Origin of the sequence: Gilliamella sp. CG13 (assembly GCF_046635805.1) — a bacterium.
Taxonomy (GTDB): Bacteria; Pseudomonadota; Gammaproteobacteria; order Enterobacterales; family Orbaceae; genus Gilliamella; species Gilliamella apicola_I.
On sequence record NZ_JBIDFM010000001.1, the window covers coordinates 363,968 to 390,944 of the forward strand.

The following is a 26,977-nucleotide window of genomic DNA, read 5'->3' on the forward strand; positions in this document are numbered from 1 at the left end:
ATTGTGCTGATAGTATCATGCTCACTTGTCATGATGTGATGAGTGAGCATTTTAGTCGTTTTTAAATATCATTTATTCGTCTTGCCATCCAATAGCGCTGTTTCCAATAAGACTCATTTAAATTGGAATAGATGACACCTTTCGACGTCGAGGCATGTAAAAATTTTCCATCCGTGTAATAGATGCCGACATGTAATCCACTACCCCGTCCACCGGTTTTGAAAAAGACTAAATCTCCCGCTTTGGGTTTCGTCACTTTATAACCTAGTTTAGCTTGTTCAGCTGCACTTCTTGGCAATCGTTTAGCTAGTTTATTTTTAAAGAAGTTCATGACTAAAGCTGAACAATCGCTCCCGGCTAGGGTTGTTCCACCATAACGGTATGGCGTACCTTGCCATTTTTTGTAATGGGATTCTATTTTAGCTAACATAGCCGTTTCTGATCTTAGCGTATTTGAGGTCACTTGTCCCCGACTACTGCTACAGCCAAATAGCATAAACATAGATAAAATTAACGTGAGAATAAAACAACGTTTCCTTAGACTAAAACAACTGCTTAGCAACGTCACGTATCGTTGATTGCCTTTTTTTGTCATATCTTTTGGTTCCCTTGTTTAAGTTTGACCATTGTGAATAACGTCTTGCAACTTTTAGACTTTTGGGTAATACACCCTTTTCCCATTCGCTATTATCCAAATTAGACAATTGAATCGGGTCGGTATTTGCATGACTACGATTATTCAAATTTTCTTTAAGACGAATTAATCGCAATGAAAGAAAACAGATAATTGCATCGTCAACACTTAATTTACTGTATCCAGATAGCTGGTAGCGCATTCTAGATCCGTAATGTTTGGCCGTTTGCATTAGCGTACCTACAGCACCACCAATTAACGCAGCAGATCCGAAGGTCAATCCTCCGGTTGCTAAGTCGATGCTTGCACCGATAGTGGCTCCCGATACAAAACCTTTGGTTAAATGAACGCCCATGCTTTTTAACGCATCAATATTGAAAAGATCCGCTTTGTAGCGCCCTTTAATTAAGGGTAAACCTTGTTCGCTTTCGTGCTCAGCATCAAATTGATAAAGCGATAATAATTCATCAATTGCTTTTTGTTCTCGCTTTCTTACTTTATTTTGCATATCAACTATGGCTTGTTTATCATCTGTTTTCGCCATTTGATAAAATGCAGTCACATCAACCAGTGTTTCTGCTATAATTAAGTTAGCGCTTTGGTTGCGAGAGTCTCGTAATTCGGTTATCTTATTTAGCCATTCATCTAAAATAGCTTTAGCTGGCTCAATCATAAGCGCAAGGCTTTTGTACAATCTTTCTTCACCGTCCAATGGTGGCACGATCGCGTCGAACCTTATGATAGCATGTATCCCGACTCGTGAAAGTAACATTTTCCATTCTTTTTCATTCTGATTTTGTTGTGCAGTAAAATTTAACACCGCTAAAATAGGTTTATCACTATTGGCTAAGATAGCTAATTCATCATGAAATTTAGGTAGTATAGGCTCTCTCACATCAATAACATAGATAGCTGCATCACTATTTAGGAGTTGTTTTATAACTTTTGCTTCTTGGTTAAATTGGTTTTCTGCCTCTGAACTTTGTAAAAAAATCGTTAATTTATCAATGCCGTCAAGTTTATGATTGGTAGGCAAAAGTTGATTAATGTAGTCGTATAGAGCCAAGCTATCTTCTAAACCAGGTGTATCATAAAAAATAATCGATTTTTGATTGCCTAGTTTTATTTTTATGGATTCGACATGCCTTGTTGTGCCAGGTTTATTCGAAACCTCACCAAAATGACTATTGCGAATTAATGTCCGTAATAATGAGGTTTTACCAACATTAGCATGACCAACAACGGCTAATTTTAATGTTGTTAACATTTTACAGTTCCTCTTTTAACCATGAGGGTTGAGCAAACTCAAACGGTAAAGATTGCCAGTTGTTAAGTTGGTGACCTTGATTGATGAACCAAATACGGTTTTGTTGCGATTTTTCAGTTAATTGACTAAGTAAATTTAATACTCCTCGATCGGGTGATCGGTCGGTATCAATAGCGATTAATAATTTTTTAGCTGGGTTTATTTGAAGATAATCTAAAATTTGTTTGCGCTGTTCACGCGTATTTACAAAACCTAAAAAGGTAACAGATGCTGGCGGTGTCCAGCTTTCAGGAATATCTACCGCAACTAAAAAAATTCCTTCGCCATTGTTTATAAAATGTTTGGTTAAATCAATATTAAGATCTTGTTTATGCGTATCTTCATCCACAACGTGGATTGAAATCGGTTGTAAATCATTAGCCAAAATTTGATATTCAGGTAAATTTAAATTCAATTTTACTTTACGGCAACTGACTATCCAGTTAATACCGCAAATGATCATGCAAATAAAACGTACTGCTAATCCGTAAACAATAAACACGCCAAGTAACCAAATCGCCCACGCAGATCGAACTTCGCTAGCATTAAGTGCGCGTTCACTGTATCGAATAATCTCATCTTGCGGAATTGAAAACCCAAATATTGAAGGTAACAACCCTAGATAATGGGTCAGTTGTATAATTGCATCGGGGTTTAGTAGGGTTGATTTCCATTCAAAACTGTAATGTTGTGTCGAAAACAAAACCACCAGTACAACAAGGGCAAAGCTTAATATGATTGTCCAAAAAAGATTAAGGACAAACCCAATTAGCCAGCGGATTTTACCCCCAAACAGTTGTACAAAAGCAGGAATCAGTTCTTGTATGGTCTTTTTTTGAGATAGCTTTTTAGCTAACCATAACCAACAATGAATAAGAATACTTCCGCCCATATTGGAAAAGAAAAAAAAGGAACAAACCCAGATTAAAAAGGTGATGAGGTGAACGCCTAATAAGCTGAAAAGTGCCCAGTATAAATTAACAGGGTTTTGATTGAGTGCGCTAAACGCTAATGTCACGCCTAAAAAAACGGAAAGTAACAGGAGCAGAACAAAAGAAATTTTTATCGCATGCAGTAATAGCGTTTGTGCAGTATAAAGTCCATTTTGCTTAGACAACATCACCGCTCGTAGCATAATTCGATCGGATAATGATGATTGTGTAGCCCTTGCCTTTCGATTGATGTCTTGATCGGCATATCGACCTGATTCATTTTCAATCAAGCGTATCGTTTCAGCAAGCCATAAAGATTTTAACTTTTCTCGCATTATACTTATCTTAAAATGAGATTAATGAAGCATAAAAGAAACGCGACTTAAGTCGCGTTGTGTAAGTTAAATATATTACTGTGCTATTTCACCAATTTTACTTAATAAAGTTTGAATACGTTGTTGCCAAACTTGTTGATCTTGTTTTAATTTTTCGTTTTCGTCACGTAGTGCTTTCATTTCGTCTGAACTGTCATTAATCAACTGTTCTAATTCTTGATTTCCTTGTTTTAACGTTGCAATCTCTTGTTGTAATGTACTGATAGTATTCACAGTATGTTGGATTTTATTTTCCAATTGATTCAATATTTCTAATGACATATTTTTCCTCAGACTTTATTTACTTGGTGTATAATGTCTACTATTATAACGAATTCATTCTAAAATCAACACCTTTTTAAAATTTAAGTTGGAGAAAATTATGCGTAAACCTCTCGTGATGGGTAACTGGAAACTCAATGGTAGTATTGAAATGGCTAAAAACTTAGTTGCCGAACTAAGAAATGAGCTATCTACGGATGTCGAATGTGATGTTGCGATCGCTCCACCAGTCGTTTATTTAGATTTTGTTAAACACCAATTAGGTGGATCAAATATTCTTTTAGGCGCTCAAGATGTCGGAATTAACTTATCTGGCGCTTATACTGGTGAAGTATCTGTCAACATGCTAAAAGAAGTCGGGGTCACGCATATTATTATTGGTCATTCTGAACGTCGTACTTATCATAAAGAATCAGATGAATTTATCGCTAAAAAATTTGGAGTCATTAAAGAAGCAGGTTTAGTTCCTGTACTTTGTATTGGTGAAACCGAAGCCGAAAACGAAGCGGGTCAAACTCAAACTGTTTGTGCTCGTCAGATTGATGCGGTGATTAATGCATTAGGTGTTCAAGCTTTCAATGGCGCAGTTATTGCTTATGAACCTGTATGGGCAATTGGTACAGGCAAATCAGCGACGCCTGCACAAGCTCAAGCTGTTCATAAATTTATTCGTGACCATATTGCAAAACAAGATGCAAAAGTAGCTGAACAAGTCATTATTCAATACGGTGGTTCGGTCAATGATAAAAATGCCGCTGAGTTATTTACTCAACCAGATATTGATGGTGCATTAGTGGGTGGCGCATCATTAAAAGCAGATGCATTTGCAGCTATTGTTAAAGCAGCGGAAAAAGCAAAGAATTAATTTTTTTAAAACTTAACAATAAGATAAAAGACGCCAGATTGGCGTCTTTCAATAGAAACTTAAATAATTTATTTATATTTAACTTTATTTGATTTTGAGTTATATCGAGAAGGCCAAATTTTTTCAGCAGGAACTTTTAAATATTCTGAAATAATATGTTCATACTTAGGACAATGACGATAAAGTGCGTTTCGTAGAGTATCAGCTTGCAAGCCACTCGCACGAGATAGACCTCTTAAATTTCCACCTCTAATTTTAATTTCGCCTACTACTCTTGATGGAGTCCAGTCTTGATCTTGTTCGCTCATTATGAGATCCTCTATAAGTTTATTTTTATTGCTATCCAAAAGATTATCGGTATACAACACTAGCATGGTGTAAATTCCAAGCAAAAGAATAACACATAAAAAAACGAATTAAAACAAGAAAAATAAAAAATAACGCAAAATGGATTATAAAAATGAAAGAAAGCAACATAAAAACAACTGAAGATCAAGAAAAAACACGAATTCTTAAGGAAACAGGTGTTATCGATTTTAAGCATCGACTTACCTTAGTTTTAGAGAGTTTATCGGGTAATGCCTTTGCCAAAAAAGTGGGAATGTCTGAAGCCGTTATTCGTGACTATTTATCTGGTAAAACTTACCCTTCTCTTAATAGATTAGCAATTATCGCACAAAAATGTGATATCCCTATTGAGTGGTTAGCAACAGGTAAAGGTGAGTGTCGGTTACTTCCCGATACTGAACGTCGTGGTTTTGTCTATATCCCTTTTTATAAATTAAATGAATTCGGTAATAATAAGTCACTTTTACAAATCGAGGCAATACCGTTTGATATCACATTGATTAAACATCAACTTTTTGATAATGATGACTTGCGAGCGGTTTGGGCTAAAGGTGATAGCATGGAGCCGACGATATCCAATCATGATATTTTGATTATTAATACTGCACATAGCAAACCGATTGATGGATATCTTTATGCCGTGCAATATGATGATCAGATAAGTATTAAACGCATCCAAAATCAGGGTTCTAACATTGCTTTGCTCTGTGATAATCAAAAATATCCGTCTATAACTGTAGACAAAAATGAACCTCAAGATTTTAAAATTATTGGTCATGTCGTTTATCTGTTAAAGGATCTTTATTAACAATATTGTGTATTGATTGTATTTTTTTATGGCATATAAAATATGTGGTTTTGTTGATTAATGTTGATAGAACCACTTATTAAGAAATTTAGGCACTCGTTTTTTTTCTTTAGATTTTAGAAAGATTACTGAGTAAAAAAACGTAAAAATGTTTAAGTATCCGTCTATGTTCCAGTAAAAAAAATGTTCTCAATCAGAATTCTTATTGGCATAAATTTATGCTTTTGGGGTCATTTATGCTAAAATTAGCCATTATTTTTTTATAGACAATGTTAGTTATTATGCCAAATATGAATACTTCCCCAAAAGTTGTCGTCGGTATGTCTGGTGGCGTTGATTCTTCTGTTTCTGCATATTTACTTCAGCAACAAGGTTATCAAGTTGTTGGTTTATTTATGAAGAACTGGGAAGAAGACGACACAGATGAATACTGTTCAGCGGCTGTTGACTTAGCCGATGCTCAAGCTGTTTGTGATAAACTCAATATTAAACTTTATACTATTAATTTTGCAGCCGAATATTGGGATAACGTATTTGAACATTTTTTATCAGAATATAAAGCAGGGCGAACCCCTAATCCCGATATTTTATGTAATAAAGAAATTAAATTTAAAGCATTTTTAGAGTATGCAGCGCAAGATCTTGGTGCCGATTATATTGCAACTGGTCATTATGTTCGTAAACGTACCACTGGCGATAAAGTCGAATTATTGCGAGGGGTAGATAATAATAAAGACCAAAGTTACTTTTTATATACGTTAAGCGAAGACCAAGTCAGACAAAGTCTGTTCCCTGTTGGGGAACTTGAAAAACCGCAAGTTCGTAAAATCGCTGAGCAGCTAGGATTAGCTACTGCATCTAAAAAAGACTCTACAGGAATTTGCTTTATTGGCGAACGAAAGTTTAGTGACTTTTTAGCTCGATATTTACCGGCTCAAGCTGGCGCAATTCGTACGGTGGATGGACAGATTATCGGTAAACATCAAGGACTTATGTATCATACTTTAGGACAACGTAAAGGACTGGGAATTGGTGGATTAAAGCAAGCCGATGATACCCCATGGTATGTTGTGGATAAAGATATTAAAAATAATGAACTTATTGTTGCTCAAGGTCATGATCACCCTGCGCTATTTTCAGATGGTCTGATTGCACAACAACTACATTGGGTTGATAGAAAAGCTGTGACCAAACCTTTTACTTGTACGGTGAAAACGCGTTATCGTCAACAAGATATTCAATGCCAGGTCAATCCAATATCAGAAGACAAAATCGAAGTGATTTTTGCTAACCCTGTAGCGGCAGTCACTCCTGGACAATCTGCTGTGTTTTATCAAGACGAAGTGTGTCTAGGTGGCGGCATTATTGAGGAACGTATTATTCGAAGTAAGGAGAGTTCGAGTGACGAATAAGTATTACCATACTACTATTGCCCTTGCCGGTGTGATACAAAGTTCTGTTTTAGTTCCCCAGTTAGCCAATACTGGGGTCTGTAGCTCAACACTTTATGAGCAAACTATACATAGCCTTTTTATTACCTCACCACAAACTACCGAAGAAGTGTATGGTGGTATTCAGAATATTAAAACGGGTTTACAAACATTAGTTTATCTGTTTTCATCAGGGCAAAAAGAACAACTGGATGTTGTTCGCTATCTGTTAAGAACATTAAGTATTACCAGTAGATTAATAAAAAATAATGATGCATTAAATAATATTGACCAGCGTTTAACGCGTATTTCGGGATTGTATCCTATCATGAATGAAGAAACGATTAGTTCACATGTAGATGATCTGTCTTATTCGTTAGCCGGTATTTATTCCGATATTATTAGCCCATTAACCGCTAAAATTAAAGTGATGGGTAAAATTGAGTATTTACAAAATTCTTTAGTTCAAGCAAAGGTGAGAACGTCGTTGTTGGGTTGTATTCGTTCTGCTATTTTATGGTACCAAGTAGGAGGAAGCCGTTTACAGCTATTTTTTCAACGAAAACGCTTAATAAAAACGGCTCAGGCGCTTTTGCAAGAAATTGAAAAAGCAAATTCACTTTAATTTTTTATTACTATTTTAACATCGTAACGGAGTTATCCCGATGGAATTATCTGCACTTACCGCCCTTTCGCCTATTGATGGTCGATATGGAGATAAAACGACAGAATTACGTACTATTTTTAGCGAATATGGTTTATTAAAATACCGTGTACAAGTCGAAGTTCGTTGGTTACAAAAATTAGCTTCACACCCCGAAATTATTGAAGTGCCTGCACTCAGCCAATCAGCCTTGGCGCATCTTAATCAAATTGTTGAACAGTTTAACGAAGATGATGCTAAACGTATTAAAGCGATCGAAAAAACAACCAATCACGATGTTAAAGCGGTTGAGTATTTTCTTAAAGAAAAAGTGAAAACGAATGAAGAGTTGCATGCCGTCAATGAGTTTATTCATTTTGCATGTACATCCGAAGATATCAATAATTTATCATATGCTTTAATGTTAAAAACGGCGAAAGAAAGTGTTTTAATCCCGTATTGGAAAAAAGTAATTGATAAAATTACTGATCAGGCTAAAGCGTATCGTGATTTACCTTTACTTTCCAGAACTCATGGTCAACCAGCTACTCCATCAACGATTGGTAAAGAATTTGCTAATGTTGCTTATCGCTTACAGCGTCAATTAAAACAGCTACAATCGGTAGAAATACTGGGTAAAATCAATGGGGCTACCGGTAACTATAATGCGCATATTGTGGCTTATCCTCATATTGACTGGCATCAATTTAGTGAAGAGTTTGTCTGTTCTTTGGGTTTACAATGGAATCCATTTACAACTCAAATCGAACCGCATGATTATATTGCCGAGTTTTTTGATTGTGTTGCTCGGTTTAATACCATTATGATCGACTTTAATCGTGATATTTGGGGTTATATTTCACTAAATCACTTTAAACAAAAAACGGTAGCTGGCGAAATCGGATCGTCAACCATGCCACACAAAGTCAATCCAATCGATTTTGAAAACTCTGAAGGCAACCTTGGCATAGCTAATGCCATTATGAATCATTTAGGTAGCAAATTGCCAATTTCCCGTTTTCAACGTGATTTAACAGATTCAACCGTTTTACGTAATCTTGGTGTAGGTATTGGTTATGCAATCATTGCTTATCAATCAACCTTAAAAGGATTAAGCAAACTTGAAGTGAATCAAGAGTACTTGTTGGATGAGCTCAATCGTAACTGGGAAGTCTTAGCTGAACCCATTCAAACAGTGATGCGACGTTATGGTATTGAAAAGCCTTACGAGAAACTAAAAGAATTGACGCGAGGAAAACGTGTCGATGCCGAAGGAATGAAGCAGTTTATTGATTCGTTAGATTTACCAGAAAATGAAAAATCACGTTTGAAACAGTTAACACCAGCCAACTATATTGGTTACGCTTCAACGTTTATTGATAAACTTTGATTATCTTTTGTTGGTTAATAATCTGAAACATCATTGAATAATGTTTCAGATTATATTGAATCACAATACATGATTGAATGATGTCAATTTGTGATTAAATAACAAACGGTTATTCTTATTCACCTTTAAGACATCAATAATAAAATAACATTAAAAGTATTTATAGGAACATCCATTGAAAATCCGCATTGCAACAAGGAAAAGCCCTTTAGCTCTTTGGCAAGCTAACTATGTTAAACAGCAGCTATTAGCCATTCACCCTGATTTGTCTGTAGAGCTTATCCCTATGGTGACAAAAGGTGATATATTACTTGATAGCCCATTATCAAAAATAGGTGGCAAAGGATTATTTGTTAAACAATTGGAAGAAGCCATTTTAAATAATGAAGCTGATATTGCAGTGCATTCTATAAAAGATATTCCCGTGCATTTTCCCGATGGACTCACACTTGCAACAATCTGCAAACGGGATGATGTCCGAGATGCATTTATTTCAAATCGCTACGAAAATTTATCACAGTTACCTTCTGGTGCAGTGGTTGGTACTTCAAGTTTACGACGACAATGTCAATTACGTGCGCTTTACCCACATTTGCATATTAAAGATTTGCGAGGCAACATTGGTACCCGTTTAGCAAAATTAGACAATCAAGAATATGATGCAATTATTTTAGCCGCTGTAGGATTAAAACGTTTATCATTGCAAGACCGTATTAAACAATATATTGATACTGATGTAATCTTACCTGCTGTCGGTCAAGGGGCAATTGGTATTGAAACACGTGCTAATGATAAGCAAATTTTAGCTTTACTGGCCCCTTTAGATGACCAACATAGTCGAATTTGCATACAAGCTGAAAGAGCAATGAATCAACAATTGCAAGGTGGTTGCCAAGTTCCTATTGCTTGTTATAGCCAAATTTTGGATGACAAGCTATTTTTAAAGGGTTTAGTTGGCAAAACAGATGGTTCTACAATAATCAAAGTCCCTTTGTCCGGTAGCATTACTCAAGCAGAACAGTTAGGACGAGATGTCGCTAATAAATTGTTAATGCTTGGTGCTAAAGCAATTTTAGAGGAATTGAATAGCGAATGATTTTCGTCACCCGCCCTTCACCGCAAGGTGAAGCATTGACTAAATTATTAAATCAAGCCAATTTACAGGCTACCCATCTTCCTTTATTTAGGATTTCAGCAGGTAAGGATCTGCTGAATTTACAATATAATTTAAACCAGTTGTTACCAAATGATATTGTTATTGCAGTGTCGCCACAAGTCGCAAATGTTATTACCACATTTAATCCGCATCTTAATTTTCCTAAACATTTACAGTATTTTGCCATAGGAAATAAAACGGCGGAACTGATTCGTCAATTAGTCCATAAATCGGTAAGTTTTCCAAAACAAGAAAATAGTGAAGGATTACTTGCCTTATTTGATGCTGATATGGTGAAAAACCGAAGAGTTTTAATTTTACGCGGTGATTCAGGAAGACAGCTAATTGCCGATACATTAAGTGCCAAACAAGCCCAAGTCAAACTGGTAGAGTGTTATTCTCGTCATGCTATATCCTATCCGTTGGACATACTGAGTAATTCCATTGAGCATCAGCTCGTTATCATTACCAGTATTGAACATTTACATCAACTTGAGTTGTATTGCCAAACAGAACATAAAAAACAAGCTTGTTTAGTGGTGACCAGTCTAAGAATTTTTGAGGAAGCTAAGCGCCTAAACTGGCAAAATATTGTTTTAGCCAAAAGCGCAAATAATCAAATTTTATTTAAAACAATGATAAGTCTATGTCATAATAATATCAATTATATAAAATCATCTAAATGAGGTTTTTATGCCGATTCGATTTTATGGAGCTAATGCAACCAGTTCAACGATTAGTACCACCTCATTTAGCAAACCTTTTACAACCGATGCACTAACACAAGTGAACAATATTATGAAAGAAGAAAAAAATACGATAACGACAAATTCAAGTCTAACAACAGAAAAAAAATCGACTTCTTCATCCAGCAAAAATAATGTCAATAAAACACCCATTTCAAAACTATCGCTTGTAGCTATTGCTTTAACTTTAGGCTTAGGTGGCTTTGTTTTTTATCACGGCCATGAACAACTTGAAAAACAAAACAGCACTATTTCAATGCTCGAAATGGAAATAGCCAATTTAAAACAAACTACCAAGCAGAGTATTGTTAAGGATTTAGAAAGTAATATTAATGATGCAGTAACCAAACAAAACCAGCAGTTTTCTTCGCTTGAAGAGCGTGTTACTAATCAGTTAAATGAGCAACAAAAGTTACAAAAACAGTTAACCAATCAAATTAATGACACAATTAGGTTAAATGAACAAAATCTTCATAACTTTAACGAACGATTATCAGCAATGTCGAGCACTGATAATAATGTTTGGCTGATATCGCAAGCTAACTATTTAGTCCATTTAGCAGCTCGAAAAATCTGGAGTGATCAAGATTATACCACTGCCCGTTTGTTGTTAAGAAATGCAGATGAAAGTTTAGCACAAACAAATGACCCCAGTTTATTGCCTGCCAGACAAGCCATTAATAAAGATATCAGTTCGCTTTCTGAATTGAGTTTTATCGATTCTGACGGTATTGTTTTGAATTTAATTAGTCTTTCGGATTCGTTGACCGATCTTCCTTTGGTTGAGAATTATAATGATATTGATCTTGGCTTAACGCAGTATAATGATGCTTTGCCAGTTGATGATTCTCACAGCGCATCTTCAGATGCTGATTCAGAAAATAAAATTGACCCAACTAAAAGTTCCGACAATGTGGTCACTTCGTCAATTTCTGATTGGTCGCATAATTTATGGGCAAACATTGATTCTTTTATGCAAAAATTTATTACCATTGAAAAATTGGATAAAAATGATAATAACTTTGCGACATGTTTGTCACAAGCAGGGAAAGATGAAAAGCAGATCGTTAGATGCCATATTTTAAGTACCCCACTAAATTTAGAACAATCACTGTATCTTCGTGAAAATATTCGTTTCCGTCTGTTAATAGCCGCACAAGCTGTACCTCGACATCAAGAGTTGATTTATCAGCGTTCGCTTAATGATGTTGCTGTTTGGGTTAATGCCTATTTTGATAATAATTCGCCAAGTGTTAAAGCCTTCCTAAGTGATCTTGATAATTTGCAAAATCAAACAATTAGTAATAAAAGTGTTCCTGACAGATTAGCTAGCTTAAGTGAACTTGAGAAGTTAATGCAAACTCGTGTTCGTTCTATGTTGGCTAAATAGGAGAATAATAATGATTAAAATATTAGTTATTTTCTTAGCATTAGTTGGGGGATTCTTTTTAGGGCCTTTATTGCAATTCAATCAAGGTTCAGCTGTATTTATCATCGCCAATTATAAAATTAGCATGTCCTTCAATTCTTTTGTTATTTTATTATTGTTGGCGCTTTTTTGTCTTTATTTGGTTGATCGATTATTTAAAAAAATCTTCAATTCTAAAACAGCTTTCGGTAATTGGCTTCGTTTAAAATCGCCTCATAAAGCAAAAAAATTAATTGAACAAGCACAATTTTTATTACTTGAAGGTAACTACCAACAAGCAGCTAAACTTTTCATGAAAAGTGCTAAGGGTGCAACCAATACAACATTATCTTATTTATTAGCGGCACAAGCGAATATTGATAATGATCAGTTGATTCAAGCTAACCAAATGCTCGAAGCAGCCGCAGCGACTTGCCAACCTAGCGAAAAATTTGCTTTCCAATTGGTTCAAGTTCGCTTACAGCTTAAGAATCATGAATATGATAGTGCTCATACTATTATTGAAAGTTTGTTAAATGAAAAGCCACGTAATGCCGAAGTATTAAGGCTTGCAGATCAACTTTATTATGAAATGGGTAATTATCAAGCTGTTATTGATTTATTACCTATTATGTATAAAGTAAAAACATATAGTGATTCTCAATTAGATCAGTTTAAACAAGCTGCTTATATTGCTCGAATCAAACAGTTATCAACCGATAATGATCCGCTCGCATTAATTAAATGGTGGAAATCACAGCCAAAAGCAATACTTAATAATACTGCGTATCAAAAAGCAATGGCTAACTACCTTAAACAACTTGGCCAAACTGTCGAAGCAGATAAATTGCTGGAATCAGTGGCTAAAATTAAAGATCAAGAAAGAACATAAAAACAGGGCGATAAGCCCTATTTTTTTTAGGTATAAAATATTTTGCATTATAAAAAATATCGAATCAACGCCATAAAGCACATCCCTGTCACAACAATGCACATCAGATTTTTCGTCAATAAAGCCACCAAAATAGTAGGAAGACTAGCTAAACAGTATTCGATCTTAAAATCAGGAAAATGCCCCTGTTTTGCAAGAAATAGGTTTTGTACAAAAAGTGCCGTTAAGATACAAAGTGGAACATACGATAAAAATCGAATCACAATATCAGGCAAATGTAACTTTCTAACAAGTATAAAAGGAATAATTCGAGGTAACCATGTTACCAATCCACATCCTATAATGATGAGTAAACTATAAGTAGTCATACTTTACGCTCCATCGCTATTCCCATAAAACATCCAGCAAATGTGCTAATTAATATTGCCATTTCAGGGGATACAAATCGCATTAAGATGATCAGCAGTACTGAAACAGTGAGCATAACAAGAATCTTGTTATAAATACTTTTTGTTTTGTCACCTATCAACTGTAAATAAAGTAAACCGATAAACATAGCCACTAAAGCATAATCCAGACCAAACATAGTGGGATCGGGTAACCACTCACCGATTAAAGCACCTATTAAGCAGGATAATATCCAAGCAACATAAGCCGTGACATTCAGTCCATGCATCCATACGGCGTTGACAGGTTTATGATTGGCAATTGCATTCATGGCCACTGCAAAACTCTCATCTGTGAGCAAACTACCAATACCAATATTATCCAGTAATGAAAAACGGCGAAAAGAAGGCGCAGTTGCCATGCTCATTAAAAAATGGCGGGAATTAACCAGAAAAACAGTAAAAATAATGGCTGTAATGGGTGTAGCAACTAACATTAACCCAGCTATGATAAATTGAGCCGCTCCAGCATAAACAATCACAGCAAGTAGAGTTACTTCTAAAATCGTTAAATTTGCCGATTTTCCTACAACGCCAGCAGCAATACCTATACCAACGTAGCCTAATAACGTTGGAATACAAGCATAAACACCATCTTTAAATGTGAGTGACATATCGCATTCTCTTGATAAAAACTTCATCATAATTATTAACACGGTACTGTCAAACAATAAATGATTAATCTTAAAATTTATTTTAAATGAAATGATTGACCAGTTTGTTATGCGTTTTCAGTCTAGGCAAAATATTCACTTATTTTAACAAGGATCACATTAACGTAATTACACTCAGTAATGTAGTTTGATCGGGTTAATAGTAATTATTAAGATAAATAGTTCGACTATGCACCACTCCGCCTGTAAATTTGTTATAATCCTTTAAATTGTTTTTTAAGATAATCAAAATCGATTTTATATGAAAAATAACATATCAAACCAGTATACGGGTACACTTTTTATTATTTCGGCTCCGAGTGGAGCAGGAAAGTCAAGTTTGATTCGGGCTTATTTAGAGCAAAAAAATCAGTATCCGGCAAAAGTTTCAATTTCGCATACCACCCGAGCGCCAAGACCAGGCGAAGAACATGGTGAAGATTATTATTTTGTGGATCATGACCATTTTGAGTCATTGATTAGTCAGCAGGCATTTGTCGAATATGCAAACGTATTTGATCACTATTATGGTACTTCGAAAGCAGAAATTGAGCAGAGCTTATTACAAGGAGTTAACGTATTTTTAGATATTGATTGGCAAGGTGCACAGCAAGTTAGAGAAAAAATGCCACAATCCAAAAGTATTTTTATCTTACCGCCCTCGTTAGCAGAACTTGAACATCGTCTTATTAAGCGAGGACAAGATACCGAACAAGTTATTCGTAAAAGAATGGCAAAAGCACAAGCTGAAATTTCACATTATCATGAATATGACTATGTGATTATTAATGATGATTTTAACACTTCATTAAACGCCCTTAATTCTATCATTATTGCAGCAAGTTTAGAGCGTGATAAACAAGAAGTCATTCATCAATCATTCTTCACAAAACTTTTAACGCACAATAATTAATAATCATGCTGATATAGTTGAGTACTAATCATTTCATACTTATTTAATACACATATCGCCGATGTTATCGGCGATATATAAAAGCGTTAGCGTTAATTACCTAGTCCTTGATCAGCCTGATCATTCTGAATAAGTTCTATCTTATAACCGTCAGGATCTTCAACAAAGGCTATAATGGTCGTTCCACCTTTCACGGGACCAGCTTCACGGGTTACGTTACCACCAGCAAGTTTAACGTCTTCACACATTTTGGCGACATCATCAACACCAATAGCAATATGACCAAATGCATTACCATGGTCATACTCTTGCGTTCCCCAGTTATACGTTAGCTCAATAACGGAACTGACAGATTCATCATCATAACCGACGAAAGCTAACGAATATTTGTATTCTGTATTTTCACTTGTTCTTAATACTTTCATTCCCATAACTTGAGTATAAAAATCAATAGAACGTTGTAAGTCTCCTACACGTATCATCGTATGTAAAATGCGCATTGCTAAAATATTCCTTTTTATTAGTGAAATTAATATTGAGTTTATATGTTCATATTTAGTGACGCAAATTTTTTTGATGTCATAGCAGGCAAAACATTATCAACCGCGTGATAAAACGTTTAGTAGTTTAGATGAAGTAGAGTATGAAATCGCTTTCATATAAAATAGATAGAAAGACTTTTATTTATACAAGGTATAAACAAAAGTCTTGGAATGTAAACTAATAATAAATGGGTTAGTAACTTTTAATGACAACTATTGTGTTGAAGTAGTATAACGAGGAGAAGCACTTATCTGCCTTCCATTACTCACTAATCTAACTTGTTGACCAACATAAAACTCTTTGGTTGTGCCTTTTTGCACAATCACAATATTTGCACCATTTGCTTGCTTAATTTCTAATTCAACCGCATTTGATTGGCTTGCTTTATCCTCGATTGTGTTACCAATTAACGCACCACCAATCGCACCTGTTGCAACGGCTAAAGCTCTACCGGCTCCATCACCAATGGTGTTACCAAGTACACCACCAATCACAGCACCACCTAATGAACCTACCACATTTTCACTTCGTCCATTAGATGCATTTGTTTGAATTTTAACTGGTCTTACTGAAACAACAGTGCCATAACTTACTTGTTGAACTTGTTTTGCTTGATCGGTTGTATAAACATCGCCAGAATAGATATCACTATTACTACATCCCGAAAGGATAGCAACTATGATACTTGTTAAAACAATTTTTTTCATATTTGATTCCCCATATATATTATTGAAGTTATACTTTTTTTGTCAGATTAAGCATAATATTCTTTTACAATAACAACAATATCTTTTTCATTATTTTATCAATAGATAATACAATTTACATTTAAGTTGGAGTATACTCAAGTTAATAGTTTATATGACATACAATAAGTATATGAAACGGTTATTTTTTCAATTATTATTATCAGTTATGATATCGGCCTGTCATAATTCATATCAACAACAAAAAAATGACGTAATAACAAACATTAAGCCGCAAGATGAGGTTCATAATGATTGTTTAAATAATAGCGTAACACAAAACTTACATAAAATTGACAATATTGCTGTACAAGGGTGTCCAGTAAGATAATCTAATAGGCATAATTAACATAATGAAAACTATCGAAATTGACGACGAATTATATAAATTTATTGCAGGGCAAACAAAACACATCGGTGAAGATGCATCAAGTATATTGCGACGTTTGTTAAAAATAGAAGCGGATCCTGTTAACTCAAACGCCAAAGTTCATTTAGAAAGTCATTACTCGATGTTCAATGATTTGTTAACCAGCGATACCTTTACGAATGAAAAATCGATTATCAGTCGTTTTTTATTATTACTCGCTGCGCTTTATAACTATAATCCAGCACTTTTTGCCATTGCGGCGACATCGCTTCATGGTAGTAAACGCCAATATCTAGCCAAAGATAAAAAATCTTTAGAGATTTCGGGTAAAAATACTAAACCTCGTGAAATTATTGGCACACCTTATTGGGTAATCAGTAATACCAATACGGCAAGAAAAATTTATATCATTGAATCAATCATGAGCGACATGGGGATTTCAGAAAATACGATTAACCAAATTAAAGATGTGTTTTCAACATCAGTGAAATAAAATTTCTGTGGTCACATATTAATCAGAAAAGCGCTGTAACCATTATCAAATGATTAAAAATTATGTAGAGGAGCGAAAAATGGCAAACCATAGCCGAGCGGGATTATTAGCTAAACCTTCTGATCTAATCAATGTGGAAACCTTACAAGATAACTATTTTCAAATTAAACCCGATACCGATAATATCAGCCAATTGGTGATTTTCGGCACTTCAGGACATCGAGGTAGTTCAAATAAAGGCACATTCAATGAAGCCCATATACTCGCTATCGCTCAAGCTATTGCCGAATACCGTAAATCCCATGGTATCACTGGTCCTTGTTTTATTGGTCAAGATACGCATGCTTTATCTGAATTAGCGCTCAAATCAGTGCTTGAAGTGTTCGTTGCTAACGAACAGACTGTTGTTATTGCACATGATTGGGGATATACCCCTACTCCAGTTATTTCACATGCAATTTTAACGTATAATCAAGATAAAAAATCACAGCTTGCTGATGGTATTGTCATTACTCCTTCCCATAATCCCCCAGAAGATGGTGGAATTAAATATAATCCAACAAATGGTGGCCCTGCTGATACTGACATCACTAAACAAATCGAACATCGAGCAAATGAACTCCTTAAACAGCAATTAGACGGTGTGAAAAGGGTCTCATTAGACAAAGCCACTCATTCACAATTTATTCATACCAAAGAATATGAGACTGATTATATTAACGATCTGGAAAACATTGTTGATCTTGCATTGATTAAATCTTCATCGCTTAAAATAGGCGTTGATCCATTAGGTGGCGCAGGTATTACCTATTGGCCCCGAATTGCTGAAAAGTATGGTCTGAATCTTGATATTGTAAATAACAAAATTGATCCTACCTTTAGTTTTATGCATTTAGATCACGACGAAGTGATAAGAATGGATTGTTCCAGCCGCTGGGCAATGGATGGTTTGTTAAATTTAAAAGACAAGTTTGATCTAGCATTCGGTAATGACACCGATTTTGATCGCCATGGGATTGTTACGCCAAAAGGATTAATGAACCCAAACGCTTATCTTTCAGCTTGTGTAAATTATTTATTTCAGCACCGTCCAGAGTGGCATAAAGATGTTGCCATTGGCAAAACAGTGGTGACAAGTTCAATGATAGATCGCGTTGCAAACAGTCTAAACCGAAAATTTTTAGAATACCCTGTCGGTTTTAAATGGTATGCCCAAGGACTTTATGATGGTCAATTAGGTTTTGCCGGTGAAGAAAGTGCAGGCGCATCATTTTTACGAACGAATGGTAAAGTTTGGTCAACCGATAAAGATGGGATTATTTTATGTCTACTGGCAGCAGAAATGACCGCCAAAATAGGCAAAAACCCTCAAGAACAATATCAACAACTTGAGGATAAATTTGGCGTTTCTTATTATGGCAGAATCCAGGCACCCGCATCATTTGCTGAAAAACAAAAACTAGCCAAACTTGATGCAAGCCAACTGACAACCGATCACCTTGCGGGTGAAAAAATTACCCAATGTTTAACCTCTGCGCCAGCTAATCATGCTCCTATTGGTGGATTGAAAGTTATCACTGAAAATGGCTGGTTTGCAGCCCGACCTTCTGGCACCGAAGATGCGTATAAAATTTATGCGGAAAGTTTTATCAGCAATCAGCATTTAGCCTTACTTCAAGAAGAAGCACAACAAATTGTTGCTAATGCCATTAAGTAATTGAAATGAACAAAGCCGACGTTATGTCGGCTTTTAATTATGAATGTACGAAAAATATTTTTATTGTTTTTTTTTCTAGGTAATTGTACATAGCTTAATGAAATATGCTTAATACACCTTCATTGTGAACATTTGACGGTTAATGTTTTCGTAGTCATTTTACTTTATTTATATTTGTTAATTTCAAGTTATTTAAGTCTAAATTTGGAAAATCTACAACAACAATAACAAGGTCTAAACCACAATTGAGTGACCAAATAATTTATAAATTAAAATTAAGTTTATCAACTTAATCAATGTAGTTAATGATAATTGGTTTACTGTCTATGTAAGAAAAATTGGATAGATGTCATCATATCCCCAATAAATTGATGTTTTTTATTGAGGATGTGATTTAGTTTTTAGATTCGTGTTGGTTTTTTGGCTGTGGCTTGTCTTGATGATTTTGACAAGTTGTTAAGTTTAGTTCTTTTTGGTCTGAAACTACGTTTATCCGTTTTGGCGTCAATGAATGATTTGGATTCTTTTGCTAATCCGACAATATCACGTAGATAATTAACCGAATCAATACTTAACTCCATCCAAGTTCCTCGTGATAAACCTTTAGGCAAGGTTATATTGCCATAACGAATACGCAGCAAACGGCTTACTTGAACATCAATCGCTTCCCACATTCGTCGCACTTCACGGTTACGCCCTTCAGTTATGACGACATTAAACCACTGATTTAAACCATCACCACCTTGCGCTTTTACAGATTTAAAAGAAGCTGGGCCATCTTCAAGTTGCACCCCTTTGCGTAATTGATTAACTTGCTGATCAGTCACATTTCCAAATACACGTACCGCATATTCACGTTCTATTTCATGACGAGGATGCATTAATCGATTAGCCAATTCACCATCTGTGGTAAAAAGGAGTAAACCGGAAGTATTAATATCCAATCGTCCAATATTAATCCAACGGGCATTTTTTAAACGCGGTAATCGAGCAAAAACCGTTGCTCGCCCTTGAGGATCGCTTCGCGAACAGATTTCCCCTTCAGGTTTGTAATAGGCTAATACACGACAAACCGTTTTTTCTTTACTTCTTAGCTGAACTAAGTGTCCATTAATTCGAATTTTAGGGTTAGCATTTACATCAACCCTATCACCTAATGTTGCAATTTTTCCGTCAACGCTAATTTTTCCTGCGGCTATCATCGCCTCAATTTCACGACGTGAGCCATTACCTAAATTAGCTAACACTTTTTGCAACTTTTCAGTATTGTCATTTACTTTTTTCATATTTTCCTCGCTACCTTCACAGGTATCAGATTAACCATATCTTTGTTCGTTTTGTGAAAAACGACGATTTACTCATATTGCTTTACTAGCATTACAATTAATACGATAGTGCTCAGCTTGACTAACTTAAAAATGGATAGTGTTTACCAAACAAAATCATTAGATTATCCATAATTTGAACTTCAATATTCCAAAAACACCCAATAAATAGCTACCATAATTATATAATCCAGATGCTTTTAATAGTGAGCTCTTGAAATATTTGATCACGATTCAAAAGGTTTTATATCACCACTTCCTTGACGAATAATATCAGGGTAATCATTTGTTAAATCAATAACGGTTGTAGGTTGTTGACCTATATAACCACCATGGACAACTGCATCAAGTAGATGTCCAATTCTATCCTCAATTTCATCCGGATCGGATTGCGCTTCCTCTTCATTTGGTAAAATTAACGTTGTGGTCATCAATGGTTGCCCTAATAAATCCAGTAACGCTAAATCAATTTTGTTGTCCGGTATACGCAACCCTATGGTTTTTCGCTTGTCATTCATCAAGCGACGTGGTACTTCTTTACTTGCAGGTAGAATAAAAACGTATTTACCGGGCGTATTATTTTTTAACAGTCGAAACGTAATATTATCGACCATTGCATAGGAAGATAATTCCGATAAATCTCGACACATCAACGTAAAATTATGATATTTATCAAGCTGTCGTATTTTACAAATACGCTCAACACCATTTTTATTATCAAGCAAGCAACCTAATGAATAACCGGAATCAGTAGGAAAAGCGATAACGCCACCCTCTTTTAAGATTTTAACAACTTGTTCTAATAATCGATTTTGAGGATTGTCCGGATGAATATAAAAAGTTTGGCTCATAATGTTCTTCTATATTAATATTAAATTTAAAACACTTTTTACAATGTCAGATTGGCTATCATGAAGGTTGATAGCATGTTAACTTAAAGCAATTTTAGTCCATATTAATTTAGTTTCCAATTATGCCAAATCGGTGTGACACTGCCTGGCAAAGGGGGCGTTTTTCCTAAATCTAAATAGTTAACCAGATCATGAAAATCCGAACCTTGCGAAGCAAGCAGTTCAAATTCGTTGGCTAATTTAGCTAATCGCTGTAAGTCATCTTGTGTTTGTCGGCTTTGCGAAACTTCAATGGCATCACCACCCCAAGTTTTGAAATCATTAATTAATAATTTTAATTTAGTGCCAGTTAAATCATAACGAGTCGGATGCGCTAATACTGCAAGTCCACCTGCCACATGAATCGCCGTTATTGCCTCTTCAATACTACACCATTTTGCTGGTACATAAGCATATCCACTTTTTCCAAGATATTTTTTAAATGCCGTTTTCACATCTTTGACCAAACCTTGAGCAACAAGAAATCGAGCAAAGTGTGCACGAGACACAATATCCCCCTTTGAAAAAGTCTTTGCTTGTTCATAAGCATCATCAATATGTAACTTGCCCAATTTATAGCTAATTGCCATTGCGCGATCAATCCGACCTTGTTCTTGAGCTTGAAGCAATGTTAATAATTGTTGATTTTTAATATCAATATTCAATCCAACAATATGAATTTCATTATTTTTCCAAACGGTTGATATTTCAACTCCACTCACCAGTTTAACCGGAAGATTTTCAGTTAAGATCAACTTTTGCGCTTCAGGAATTCCTTTTATGGTATCGTGATCCGTTATCGCTAATATGTCAATTTGGTTATCGACAGCACGTTTAACCAGCTCGCTTGGTGATAGAACACCATCAGAGGCTATAGTATGAGAATGCAAATCTACGATCACTTTTTTCTCGAAAATTATTTTTAAACGTGTAATATACCACACAATTTGCGTGACCACTAAAAGGTATATTATGAAAGATCAAATTCTGCTTGCCCAACAAGATACTCAATCAATTATTGATGAACTTTTAGAAGATGGGAGTGATCCCCATGCGCTGTATTTGATAGAACATCATATTTCTTCAGAAAACTTTGATAAACTTGAAAAAGTTGCAGTAGAAGCCTATAAATTAGGTTATGAAGCAACAGATCCTGATGAAGATGTCGATGATTCTGGTAATGTTATTATTGGTTTTGATATCATCGCTGAAAGCCCCCTCAGTGCTGATTTAATCAATGCACAAATTGCCCAAATTATGACGTTGGCGCACCAATTTAATGTGAATTATGACGGTTGGGGCACTTATTTTGAAGACGGAAGTGACGATATTTTAGATGATAGCGTTTTTGACAATGAAACGTTACATTAATAGCCTAGAAACATTGAACTAATTATTTACCATTCTTATCCAATGGTGATTGGATAAAAATGGTAAACTGTTTCGATTACTCGTTAACTTGCTCAATACGACTTATTCTTTTTCGATCAGCTGAAAGACTACGTACTGATACAACATCACCTTTTTTAATTGTCACGGGATCAGTATAGCGATGCCAATTTTTACCATTATCCTTCGAATATTCTATAATTAATCCCGGAAAAACAATATTAGCATTGAGCTGATTGTTCTCAATTTTAGCCCCTGGGATAGGTAATCGATAATCTATTCCCATTAAATCCAATTTCGCTAATTCTCGCTGACCAACTAAGTTAGCAAAACGTACCCAATCTTGCCGTAATTTTTGTTGATCCACATACTGTGTTTTCCCTTGTATGAATTCACGATCTTTTTGATAACTAAGTTCCCAATCGGCTTGGTGCCACGCTCTTTCTGCCACCGCTAGCAAACGAGGAAATGCCATATATTCCATTTTATTATCGCTACGAATATCTTCTGTCCAAATTTGCGCAGATAATCCGTAAGCGCCCGACCAATTAAGTGTACCTTTAGCGGTAAATGGATTGCCGTCGCGGTCTAACGATGTTTCAGCATTTTGAGGTAAGTTATCAGGCGCAAAAGTAAATATTTTACGTTCATCATTGTAACGTGTAGCCCAATAATAACCGCTTTCTTTAGGATTGACTTCGTATGGCATATCTAAATAGACATAATCCGGATTCGAAATAATGACTTGATAGCCTTTATTTGCCCATTCATTGACTGAGTCAGCCCCACCCCAATAAAGAGTATCCCAAAAATTCACTGTGACTTTATCAACAGCAAAAGATTTAGCACTGTCAGCATGTTTCATGCCGTCTTGCCAAGCCTGCATATGGTCAATACCATGTTCCTTAATGATAGTACTAACCTGCTCAGCAAAATAACTTGGTAGATGTTCAATTTGTTTGACAATACCTTTAGATATAAAAGCTTGGCATGCTTGTGATTTAGCCCATGGATGGTCTTCATTGCTTTGATCGATAATACCTTTAAAAGCAACTTTTTCTTTAAGCTGTAAATCTTGGTAGCCAGATCCTAAATGGATATTTTTAGCTTCATCACCACCAAAATGCCAAGTTGTCAAAGGTTGGCCTGCTTCGATGTGCATGCTAGCTATTTCATCAATAATCTTATTTACAAACCGTTTAGACGAGTCAAGACAAGGGTTTAAATAGCTCAATCGGTTATAAAATTGAACAGTTGTCGTGTTAGAAGTATCCGTTGGGTCAACTAAACGAAATTCGTTCGCTTGCTGTGCTTTGCCTTCTTTCATTAAACGGTTATAACGTGCTTCCATAGAGACAATCGCCGCTCTAGCATGCGCAGGCATATCAATCTCTGGGATGACCTCAATAAACCGTGCTTTAGCGTATTTAATAATTTCAATATAGTCTTGACGACTTAAATATCCCGAGCCAGATGTATTACTGTCAGGGCCAGATCCTAATTGAGGAAGTAAACAAGTTTGTTCAGTAAGATCATGGCAACGTTTACTACCAATTTCGGTGAGTTCTGGTAATCCTGGAATCTCAATTCGCCAACCTTCATCATCACTTAAATGAAAATGAAATTTATTCATTTTATATTTTGCCATTTGATCTAATAAACGCAAAATGGCCTGTTTAGATTTAAAATTACGGCCAATATCAAGCATGACACCACGATATTCAAATCGAGGCGAGTCAATGACATTAAGTGTTGGAATGGTATGAGAATGATCGACATAAATTGTCGATAAAATGGATTGGATCGCGTAAAAAATTCCAGTCTCATCATAAGCTGTAATGATTGCTTTGTCTTTGTTGATTACTAATTGATAAGCCCCTGCTTGCTTTTGGGAAAATTGTTCAGGTTCGATTGTTGCTTGTATTTTAAAGCCTTGTTGAGTAATTGGGATATTTAATGCTTTAAATTCAGTCTGTATGACAGCTAAACTGTCTTGATTTAATCCATTTAAAACTAAATTTACCCCTTGCGAATCGAGCGTTATATCTTCATTTCCAATGGATATTTTACTTGGTGTTGGCAAGATTTGCCCACGTAATGTTTCTGCCGATAAGTTTTCAATATCGGCATTATATTGAAAACGATTGACGGGTGTCATTAAAATATTATGATCATCAGCCGTTCTTTTCCAGTGTTGATTAATTGGCGACACAAATGCCGATAAATTATCAGAATCTGTATTGGTATTTGCTATAATTTTAGGGGTTGCATTGGTCGATGTCACATACCAACGAGGCATAATATCACTTTCGCTCAAGATCCAATATTCACCAATCATAGGAATTTCGATAGTGCCTTTAGCAGGAAAACCAACAAATTTATCCGTCGGCTCAATTTTATGAAGATCGCCTGTTAGGTGTGTAATTTTAAACTGATCATTGTCAACCGACAAAATCATACGAATACTACTAAAATAAATTGCCCAATCTTTATCATTAATTGCTGAACCTTTATTTGTTAACGAAATAGTCACTTTATTACATGCAGCCCAATCCGCACCTAAAGTAGCACAATTGATACCATGATCATTCGCCTGATTATCATTAACAGTATATTTAACATTAAGTTGAGCACTCATTAAATCAACTGTCTTTTGATTTGCATAAGCTGATTGTGTAACGCCTACACTTAATAAAGAGGCTATCGAGGTTGCAAGTATTGCAGTTTTAAGCTTTTTCATTATTTTATTACCTATTTTTGTTTTGCATTAAATATAGTGAATGGAACGGTAACAATAAATTTGATATCTCGTTCATCTTGGAAAATATTGCCATAACCTTCACTCCAACTTGGTATTTTTGAGTGGTTATTATATTTGGTATAATGTAACTGGAAAGAGGTGTTTTTAGCAAAACCTTGTGGTACGGTATAACCTAAATCGAAGTTATAAGCTGATTCAATCAACCGTCTTTTTTGATCAAAATCTTTATTAGTACTTGGTTTAGCATCCCAGCCATAAGCATACGAAGCGCCAGTTCTCCAACCAGATAAATAGTGTGATAGATGACTTAAATCATAGGTAACTTCTGCAAATAATGCTTTTTCACCATTGGCATTAAAATCTGAACGTGAATTCCACCAGACATCTAAACGACCATTTGAGGAAGCATAATCAGGCGTCATTCGTTGTAAGAAGAATCCTTGTTCACCTTCTGCTTTAACTGCTACACCTTCAAGACGTAACCCTACTGGCCCCATTTGATAACCTAACGTCGCAGCTTGTAACCATGCTAAACCATCATATACTTTAGCCCCCTTATGAGACTGATCTTTCGCACCATAAAATTGATAACTCATTGTTAACGGGTTATCCAAAATATCTAATTGATAAGACGCTTTACCAAAAAACTGATTCATATAGTTATGGGATTGACCAAATGCGCCTTCTAGCACGACATTATTTTTAAAATCATACTTTAAACCAGCAGAATGTAAGTAATCGATCTTTCTTCCTTTTTGCCATTGTCTAAATTCATAAAGTCGTTTATACCAAGGTGCTTTATATTTATCTGCCCACATATAGGACATAGATAACACCCCCGCAGAATCAAAATCAAGCTTTGTACCAAATTCAACGCCTCGATAAGTGCCTGGTAATAAACTCCAGTGTGGAGCAAGCAACGTTTGTCCTGACGGTTGAATATACCCCGCTTTGAGCCAAAATAGTTCATCAAGTTTGAAGTTCATTTGGGCTTTATAGAAACTAAGACCACTAATATCTTTTTTCCAATTTTCGTCCCAACGATTATTGGCACCACTAAAACCGATTTCATTAGGATGACCATTACCACCATTACTGACTTCCCAAGCACCATAGCCGCCCAATTCTAAAGCAAACATATCGGCTATATAACCTGTTTTAAAATCCAGATTGGTATTGAAAGAAGTATGCCTTAGGTTTTTCTCATATTTATGTTGAGTGACATTCTTTCTTTCCCGATCACGATTCCAAAAAAAGACATTACCGGTTAATGAAGCATCCTCAACAAAGGGATGGGTATATTCTGCTTGTGCAGGCAACGCACTGATTAAAATGGAGCAAGACAAAATGAGCTTAGTGATACGACTGAGTGAACGAGTGGTTAATAGGGGGTTATAAAAATTCATATCTGCTTCCTTGAAATGACTTTTTTAAATCAACGATCAGATTAGTCCGTTAACAACTTATCTTTATGGATCAAAAAATCATTTTCTACCTAAAATCAATAAAATACGACA

At 35.4% G+C, this 26,977-nt stretch carries 27 protein-coding genes; 13 read left to right on the forward strand and 14 right to left on the reverse strand.

The window, feature by feature from the left end; all coding sequences use genetic code 11:
• Positions 1-61: 61 nt before the first annotated feature.
• From ACGH6R_RS01650 to zapB, 4 genes are all read right to left on the reverse strand, one after another.
• Complete coding sequence (locus ACGH6R_RS01650) at positions 62-595, reverse strand: C40 family peptidase (protein ID WP_081299181.1); 534 nt, start codon at positions 593-595, stop codon at positions 62-64.
• A complete protein-coding gene (locus ACGH6R_RS01655) occupies positions 543-1,901 on the reverse strand; it encodes a GTPase/DUF3482 domain-containing protein (RefSeq protein ID WP_411598713.1) in 1,359 nt (452 codons plus the stop codon). The genes ACGH6R_RS01650 and ACGH6R_RS01655 overlap by 53 nt, the downstream gene beginning before the upstream one ends.
• Before the next feature lies 1 nt (position 1,902).
• Positions 1,903-3,207 (reverse strand): DUF2868 domain-containing protein, encoded by a 1,305-nt coding sequence (locus ACGH6R_RS01660; protein ID WP_411598714.1) that lies wholly within the window; start codon positions 3,205-3,207, stop codon positions 1,903-1,905.
• A gap of 75 nt (positions 3,208-3,282) precedes the next feature.
• Entirely contained in the window at positions 3,283-3,528 is a 246-nt protein-coding gene (gene zapB / locus ACGH6R_RS01665) for a cell division protein ZapB (RefSeq protein ID WP_267352565.1), read from the reverse strand.
• A gap of 100 nt (positions 3,529-3,628) precedes the next feature.
• On the opposite strand from zapB, the gene tpiA reads away from it, so the two are divergent.
• Positions 3,629-4,393 (forward strand): triose-phosphate isomerase, encoded by a 765-nt coding sequence (tpiA, locus tag ACGH6R_RS01670; RefSeq protein WP_267360294.1) that lies wholly within the window; start codon positions 3,629-3,631, stop codon positions 4,391-4,393.
• 68 nt (positions 4,394-4,461) lie between these two features.
• Here the strand turns inward: tpiA and ACGH6R_RS01675 are convergent, their stop codons facing one another.
• Positions 4,462-4,701, reverse strand: coding sequence for a transcriptional regulator (locus ACGH6R_RS01675; RefSeq protein ID WP_267352563.1), 240 nt, complete (start codon positions 4,699-4,701; stop codon positions 4,462-4,464).
• Between the two features lie 152 nt (positions 4,702-4,853).
• On the opposite strand from ACGH6R_RS01675, the gene ACGH6R_RS01680 reads away from it, so the two are divergent.
• The 8 genes from ACGH6R_RS01680 to ACGH6R_RS01715 all read left to right on the forward strand — a co-directional run bounded on the left by ACGH6R_RS01680 (position 4,854) and on the right by ACGH6R_RS01715 (position 13,214).
• Positions 4,854-5,549, forward strand: a complete 696-nt coding sequence (locus tag ACGH6R_RS01680; RefSeq protein ID WP_267352562.1) for a helix-turn-helix transcriptional regulator — start codon at positions 4,854-4,856, stop codon at positions 5,547-5,549.
• Between the two features lie 290 nt (positions 5,550-5,839).
• The gene (mnmA, locus tag ACGH6R_RS01685) at positions 5,840-6,961 is read left to right on the forward strand and encodes a tRNA 2-thiouridine(34) synthase MnmA (RefSeq protein ID WP_411590251.1); all 1,122 of its coding nucleotides are present in this window, start codon (positions 5,840-5,842) and stop codon (positions 6,959-6,961) included.
• The gene (gene hflD / locus ACGH6R_RS01690; RefSeq protein ID WP_411598715.1) at positions 6,951-7,604 is read left to right on the forward strand and encodes a high frequency lysogenization protein HflD; all 654 of its coding nucleotides are present in this window, start codon (positions 6,951-6,953) and stop codon (positions 7,602-7,604) included. The genes mnmA and hflD overlap by 11 nt, the downstream gene beginning before the upstream one ends.
• A gap of 40 nt (positions 7,605-7,644) precedes the next feature.
• Positions 7,645-9,012, forward strand: coding sequence for an adenylosuccinate lyase (purB, locus tag ACGH6R_RS01695; protein ID WP_267352559.1), 1,368 nt, complete (start codon positions 7,645-7,647; stop codon positions 9,010-9,012).
• A 175-nt stretch (positions 9,013-9,187) separates the two neighbouring features.
• Positions 9,188-10,108 carry a hydroxymethylbilane synthase gene (gene hemC / locus ACGH6R_RS01700; RefSeq protein WP_267352558.1) on the forward strand — a complete coding sequence of 307 codons (921 nt, stop codon included), beginning with the start codon at positions 9,188-9,190 and terminating at the stop codon, positions 10,106-10,108.
• On the forward strand, positions 10,105-10,854 hold the full coding sequence (locus ACGH6R_RS01705; protein ID WP_267360290.1) for a uroporphyrinogen-III synthase: 750 nt from the start codon (positions 10,105-10,107) through the stop codon (positions 10,852-10,854). The genes hemC and ACGH6R_RS01705 overlap by 4 nt, the downstream gene beginning before the upstream one ends.
• A 7-nt stretch (positions 10,855-10,861) precedes the next feature.
• Entirely contained in the window at positions 10,862-12,304 is a 1,443-nt protein-coding gene (locus ACGH6R_RS01710; RefSeq protein WP_411598716.1) for a uroporphyrinogen-III C-methyltransferase, read from the forward strand.
• Positions 12,305-12,314: 10 nt separating this feature from the next.
• A complete protein-coding gene (locus ACGH6R_RS01715) occupies positions 12,315-13,214 on the forward strand; it encodes a heme biosynthesis HemY N-terminal domain-containing protein (protein ID WP_411598717.1) in 900 nt (299 codons plus the stop codon).
• Positions 13,215-13,261: 47 nt separating this feature from the next.
• On the opposite strand, the gene ACGH6R_RS01720 is transcribed toward ACGH6R_RS01715, so the two are convergent.
• Positions 13,262-13,582, reverse strand: coding sequence for an AzlD domain-containing protein (locus ACGH6R_RS01720; protein ID WP_411598718.1), 321 nt, complete (start codon positions 13,580-13,582; stop codon positions 13,262-13,264).
• The gene (locus ACGH6R_RS01725; protein WP_411598719.1) at positions 13,579-14,274 is read right to left on the reverse strand and encodes an AzlC family ABC transporter permease; all 696 of its coding nucleotides are present in this window, start codon (positions 14,272-14,274) and stop codon (positions 13,579-13,581) included. The genes ACGH6R_RS01720 and ACGH6R_RS01725 overlap by 4 nt, the downstream gene beginning before the upstream one ends.
• A 301-nt stretch (positions 14,275-14,575) precedes the next feature.
• On the opposite strand from ACGH6R_RS01725, the gene gmk reads away from it, so the two are divergent.
• The gene (gmk, locus tag ACGH6R_RS01730; RefSeq protein WP_411590214.1) at positions 14,576-15,226 is read left to right on the forward strand and encodes a guanylate kinase; all 651 of its coding nucleotides are present in this window, start codon (positions 14,576-14,578) and stop codon (positions 15,224-15,226) included.
• Between the two features lie 92 nt (positions 15,227-15,318).
• Here gmk and gloA read toward each other — a convergent pair whose 3' ends face one another.
• Entirely contained in the window at positions 15,319-15,726 is a 408-nt protein-coding gene (gene gloA, locus ACGH6R_RS01735) for a lactoylglutathione lyase (RefSeq protein WP_267352551.1), read from the reverse strand.
• 255 nt (positions 15,727-15,981) lie between these two features.
• A complete protein-coding gene (locus tag ACGH6R_RS01740; protein WP_267352550.1) occupies positions 15,982-16,476 on the reverse strand; it encodes a glycine zipper 2TM domain-containing protein in 495 nt (164 codons plus the stop codon).
• A gap of 392 nt (positions 16,477-16,868) precedes the next feature.
• Here ACGH6R_RS01740 and ACGH6R_RS01745 point away from each other — a divergent pair, with 392 nt between their 5' ends.
• Both ACGH6R_RS01745 and pgm read left to right on the forward strand, forming a co-directional pair.
• Entirely contained in the window at positions 16,869-17,378 is a 510-nt protein-coding gene (locus ACGH6R_RS01745) for a hypothetical protein (protein WP_065559380.1), read from the forward strand.
• 79 nt (positions 17,379-17,457) lie between these two features.
• Positions 17,458-19,095: a phosphoglucomutase (alpha-D-glucose-1,6-bisphosphate-dependent) gene (gene pgm / locus ACGH6R_RS01750; protein ID WP_411598720.1), complete on the forward strand. Its 1,638-nt coding sequence runs from the start codon at positions 17,458-17,460 to the stop codon at positions 19,093-19,095.
• A gap of 401 nt (positions 19,096-19,496) precedes the next feature.
• Here the strand turns inward: pgm and rluB are convergent, their stop codons facing one another.
• The 3 genes from rluB to rnm form a co-directional block, all read right to left on the reverse strand.
• A complete protein-coding gene (gene rluB / locus ACGH6R_RS01755) occupies positions 19,497-20,381 on the reverse strand; it encodes a 23S rRNA pseudouridine(2605) synthase RluB (protein ID WP_267360285.1) in 885 nt (294 codons plus the stop codon).
• 266 nt (positions 20,382-20,647) lie between these two features.
• Positions 20,648-21,271, reverse strand: a complete 624-nt coding sequence (locus tag ACGH6R_RS01760) for an L-threonylcarbamoyladenylate synthase (RefSeq protein ID WP_267352547.1) — start codon at positions 21,269-21,271, stop codon at positions 20,648-20,650.
• Positions 21,272-21,375: 104 nt separating this feature from the next.
• Positions 21,376-22,212 carry an RNase RNM gene (gene rnm, locus ACGH6R_RS01765; protein WP_411598721.1) on the reverse strand — a complete coding sequence of 279 codons (837 nt, stop codon included), beginning with the start codon at positions 22,210-22,212 and terminating at the stop codon, positions 21,376-21,378.
• Between the two features lie 70 nt (positions 22,213-22,282).
• Here rnm and rraB point away from each other — a divergent pair, with 70 nt between their 5' ends.
• The gene (gene rraB, locus ACGH6R_RS01770; protein WP_267352545.1) at positions 22,283-22,681 is read left to right on the forward strand and encodes a ribonuclease E inhibitor RraB; all 399 of its coding nucleotides are present in this window, start codon (positions 22,283-22,285) and stop codon (positions 22,679-22,681) included.
• A 76-nt stretch (positions 22,682-22,757) separates the two neighbouring features.
• Here the strand turns inward: rraB and ACGH6R_RS01775 are convergent, their stop codons facing one another.
• The gene (locus tag ACGH6R_RS01775) at positions 22,758-25,439 is read right to left on the reverse strand and encodes a beta-N-acetylhexosaminidase (RefSeq protein ID WP_411598722.1); all 2,682 of its coding nucleotides are present in this window, start codon (positions 25,437-25,439) and stop codon (positions 22,758-22,760) included.
• A gap of 11 nt (positions 25,440-25,450) precedes the next feature.
• Positions 25,451-26,866 carry an OprD family outer membrane porin gene (locus tag ACGH6R_RS01780; protein ID WP_267352543.1) on the reverse strand — a complete coding sequence of 472 codons (1,416 nt, stop codon included), beginning with the start codon at positions 26,864-26,866 and terminating at the stop codon, positions 25,451-25,453.
• Positions 26,867-26,977: the final 111 nt, after the last annotated feature.

Excerpts from the sequence above, each read along its gene's own strand:
- ACGH6R_RS01650 (WP_081299181.1), bottom strand. The coding sequence starts at position 595 with ATGACAAAAAAAGGCAATCAACGATACGTGACGTTGCTAAGCAGTTGT.
- ACGH6R_RS01655 (WP_411598713.1), bottom strand. The coding sequence starts at position 1,901 with ATGTTAACAACATTAAAATTAGCCGTTGTTGGTCATGCTAATGTTGGT.
- ACGH6R_RS01660 (WP_411598714.1), bottom strand. The coding sequence starts at position 3,207 with ATGCGAGAAAAGTTAAAATCTTTATGGCTTGCTGAAACGATACGCTTG.
- zapB (WP_267352565.1), bottom strand. The coding sequence starts at position 3,528 with ATGTCATTAGAAATATTGAATCAATTGGAAAATAAAATCCAACATACT.
- tpiA (WP_267360294.1), top strand. The coding sequence starts at position 3,629 with ATGCGTAAACCTCTCGTGATGGGTAACTGGAAACTCAATGGTAGTATT.
- ACGH6R_RS01675 (WP_267352563.1), bottom strand. The coding sequence starts at position 4,701 with ATGAGCGAACAAGATCAAGACTGGACTCCATCAAGAGTAGTAGGCGAA.
- ACGH6R_RS01680 (WP_267352562.1), top strand. The coding sequence starts at position 4,854 with ATGAAAGAAAGCAACATAAAAACAACTGAAGATCAAGAAAAAACACGA.
- mnmA (WP_411590251.1), top strand. The coding sequence starts at position 5,840 with ATGAATACTTCCCCAAAAGTTGTCGTCGGTATGTCTGGTGGCGTTGAT.
- purB (WP_267352559.1), top strand. The coding sequence starts at position 7,645 with ATGGAATTATCTGCACTTACCGCCCTTTCGCCTATTGATGGTCGATAT.
- ACGH6R_RS01705 (WP_267360290.1), top strand. The coding sequence starts at position 10,105 with ATGATTTTCGTCACCCGCCCTTCACCGCAAGGTGAAGCATTGACTAAA.
- ACGH6R_RS01710 (WP_411598716.1), top strand. The coding sequence starts at position 10,862 with ATGCCGATTCGATTTTATGGAGCTAATGCAACCAGTTCAACGATTAGT.
- ACGH6R_RS01715 (WP_411598717.1), top strand. The coding sequence starts at position 12,315 with ATGATTAAAATATTAGTTATTTTCTTAGCATTAGTTGGGGGATTCTTT.
- ACGH6R_RS01720 (WP_411598718.1), bottom strand. The coding sequence starts at position 13,582 with ATGACTACTTATAGTTTACTCATCATTATAGGATGTGGATTGGTAACA.
- ACGH6R_RS01725 (WP_411598719.1), bottom strand. The coding sequence starts at position 14,274 with ATGTCACTCACATTTAAAGATGGTGTTTATGCTTGTATTCCAACGTTA.
- gmk (WP_411590214.1), top strand. The coding sequence starts at position 14,576 with ATGAAAAATAACATATCAAACCAGTATACGGGTACACTTTTTATTATT.
- gloA (WP_267352551.1), bottom strand. The coding sequence starts at position 15,726 with ATGCGCATTTTACATACGATGATACGTGTAGGAGACTTACAACGTTCT.
- ACGH6R_RS01740 (WP_267352550.1), bottom strand. The coding sequence starts at position 16,476 with ATGAAAAAAATTGTTTTAACAAGTATCATAGTTGCTATCCTTTCGGGA.
- ACGH6R_RS01745 (WP_065559380.1), top strand. The coding sequence starts at position 16,869 with ATGAAAACTATCGAAATTGACGACGAATTATATAAATTTATTGCAGGG.
- pgm (WP_411598720.1), top strand. The coding sequence starts at position 17,458 with ATGGCAAACCATAGCCGAGCGGGATTATTAGCTAAACCTTCTGATCTA.
- rluB (WP_267360285.1), bottom strand. The coding sequence starts at position 20,381 with ATGAAAAAAGTAAATGACAATACTGAAAAGTTGCAAAAAGTGTTAGCT.
- ACGH6R_RS01760 (WP_267352547.1), bottom strand. The coding sequence starts at position 21,271 with ATGAGCCAAACTTTTTATATTCATCCGGACAATCCTCAAAATCGATTA.
- rraB (WP_267352545.1), top strand. The coding sequence starts at position 22,283 with ATGAAAGATCAAATTCTGCTTGCCCAACAAGATACTCAATCAATTATT.
- ACGH6R_RS01775 (WP_411598722.1), bottom strand. The coding sequence starts at position 25,439 with ATGAAAAAGCTTAAAACTGCAATACTTGCAACCTCGATAGCCTCTTTA.
- ACGH6R_RS01780 (WP_267352543.1), bottom strand. The coding sequence starts at position 26,866 with ATGAATTTTTATAACCCCCTATTAACCACTCGTTCACTCAGTCGTATC.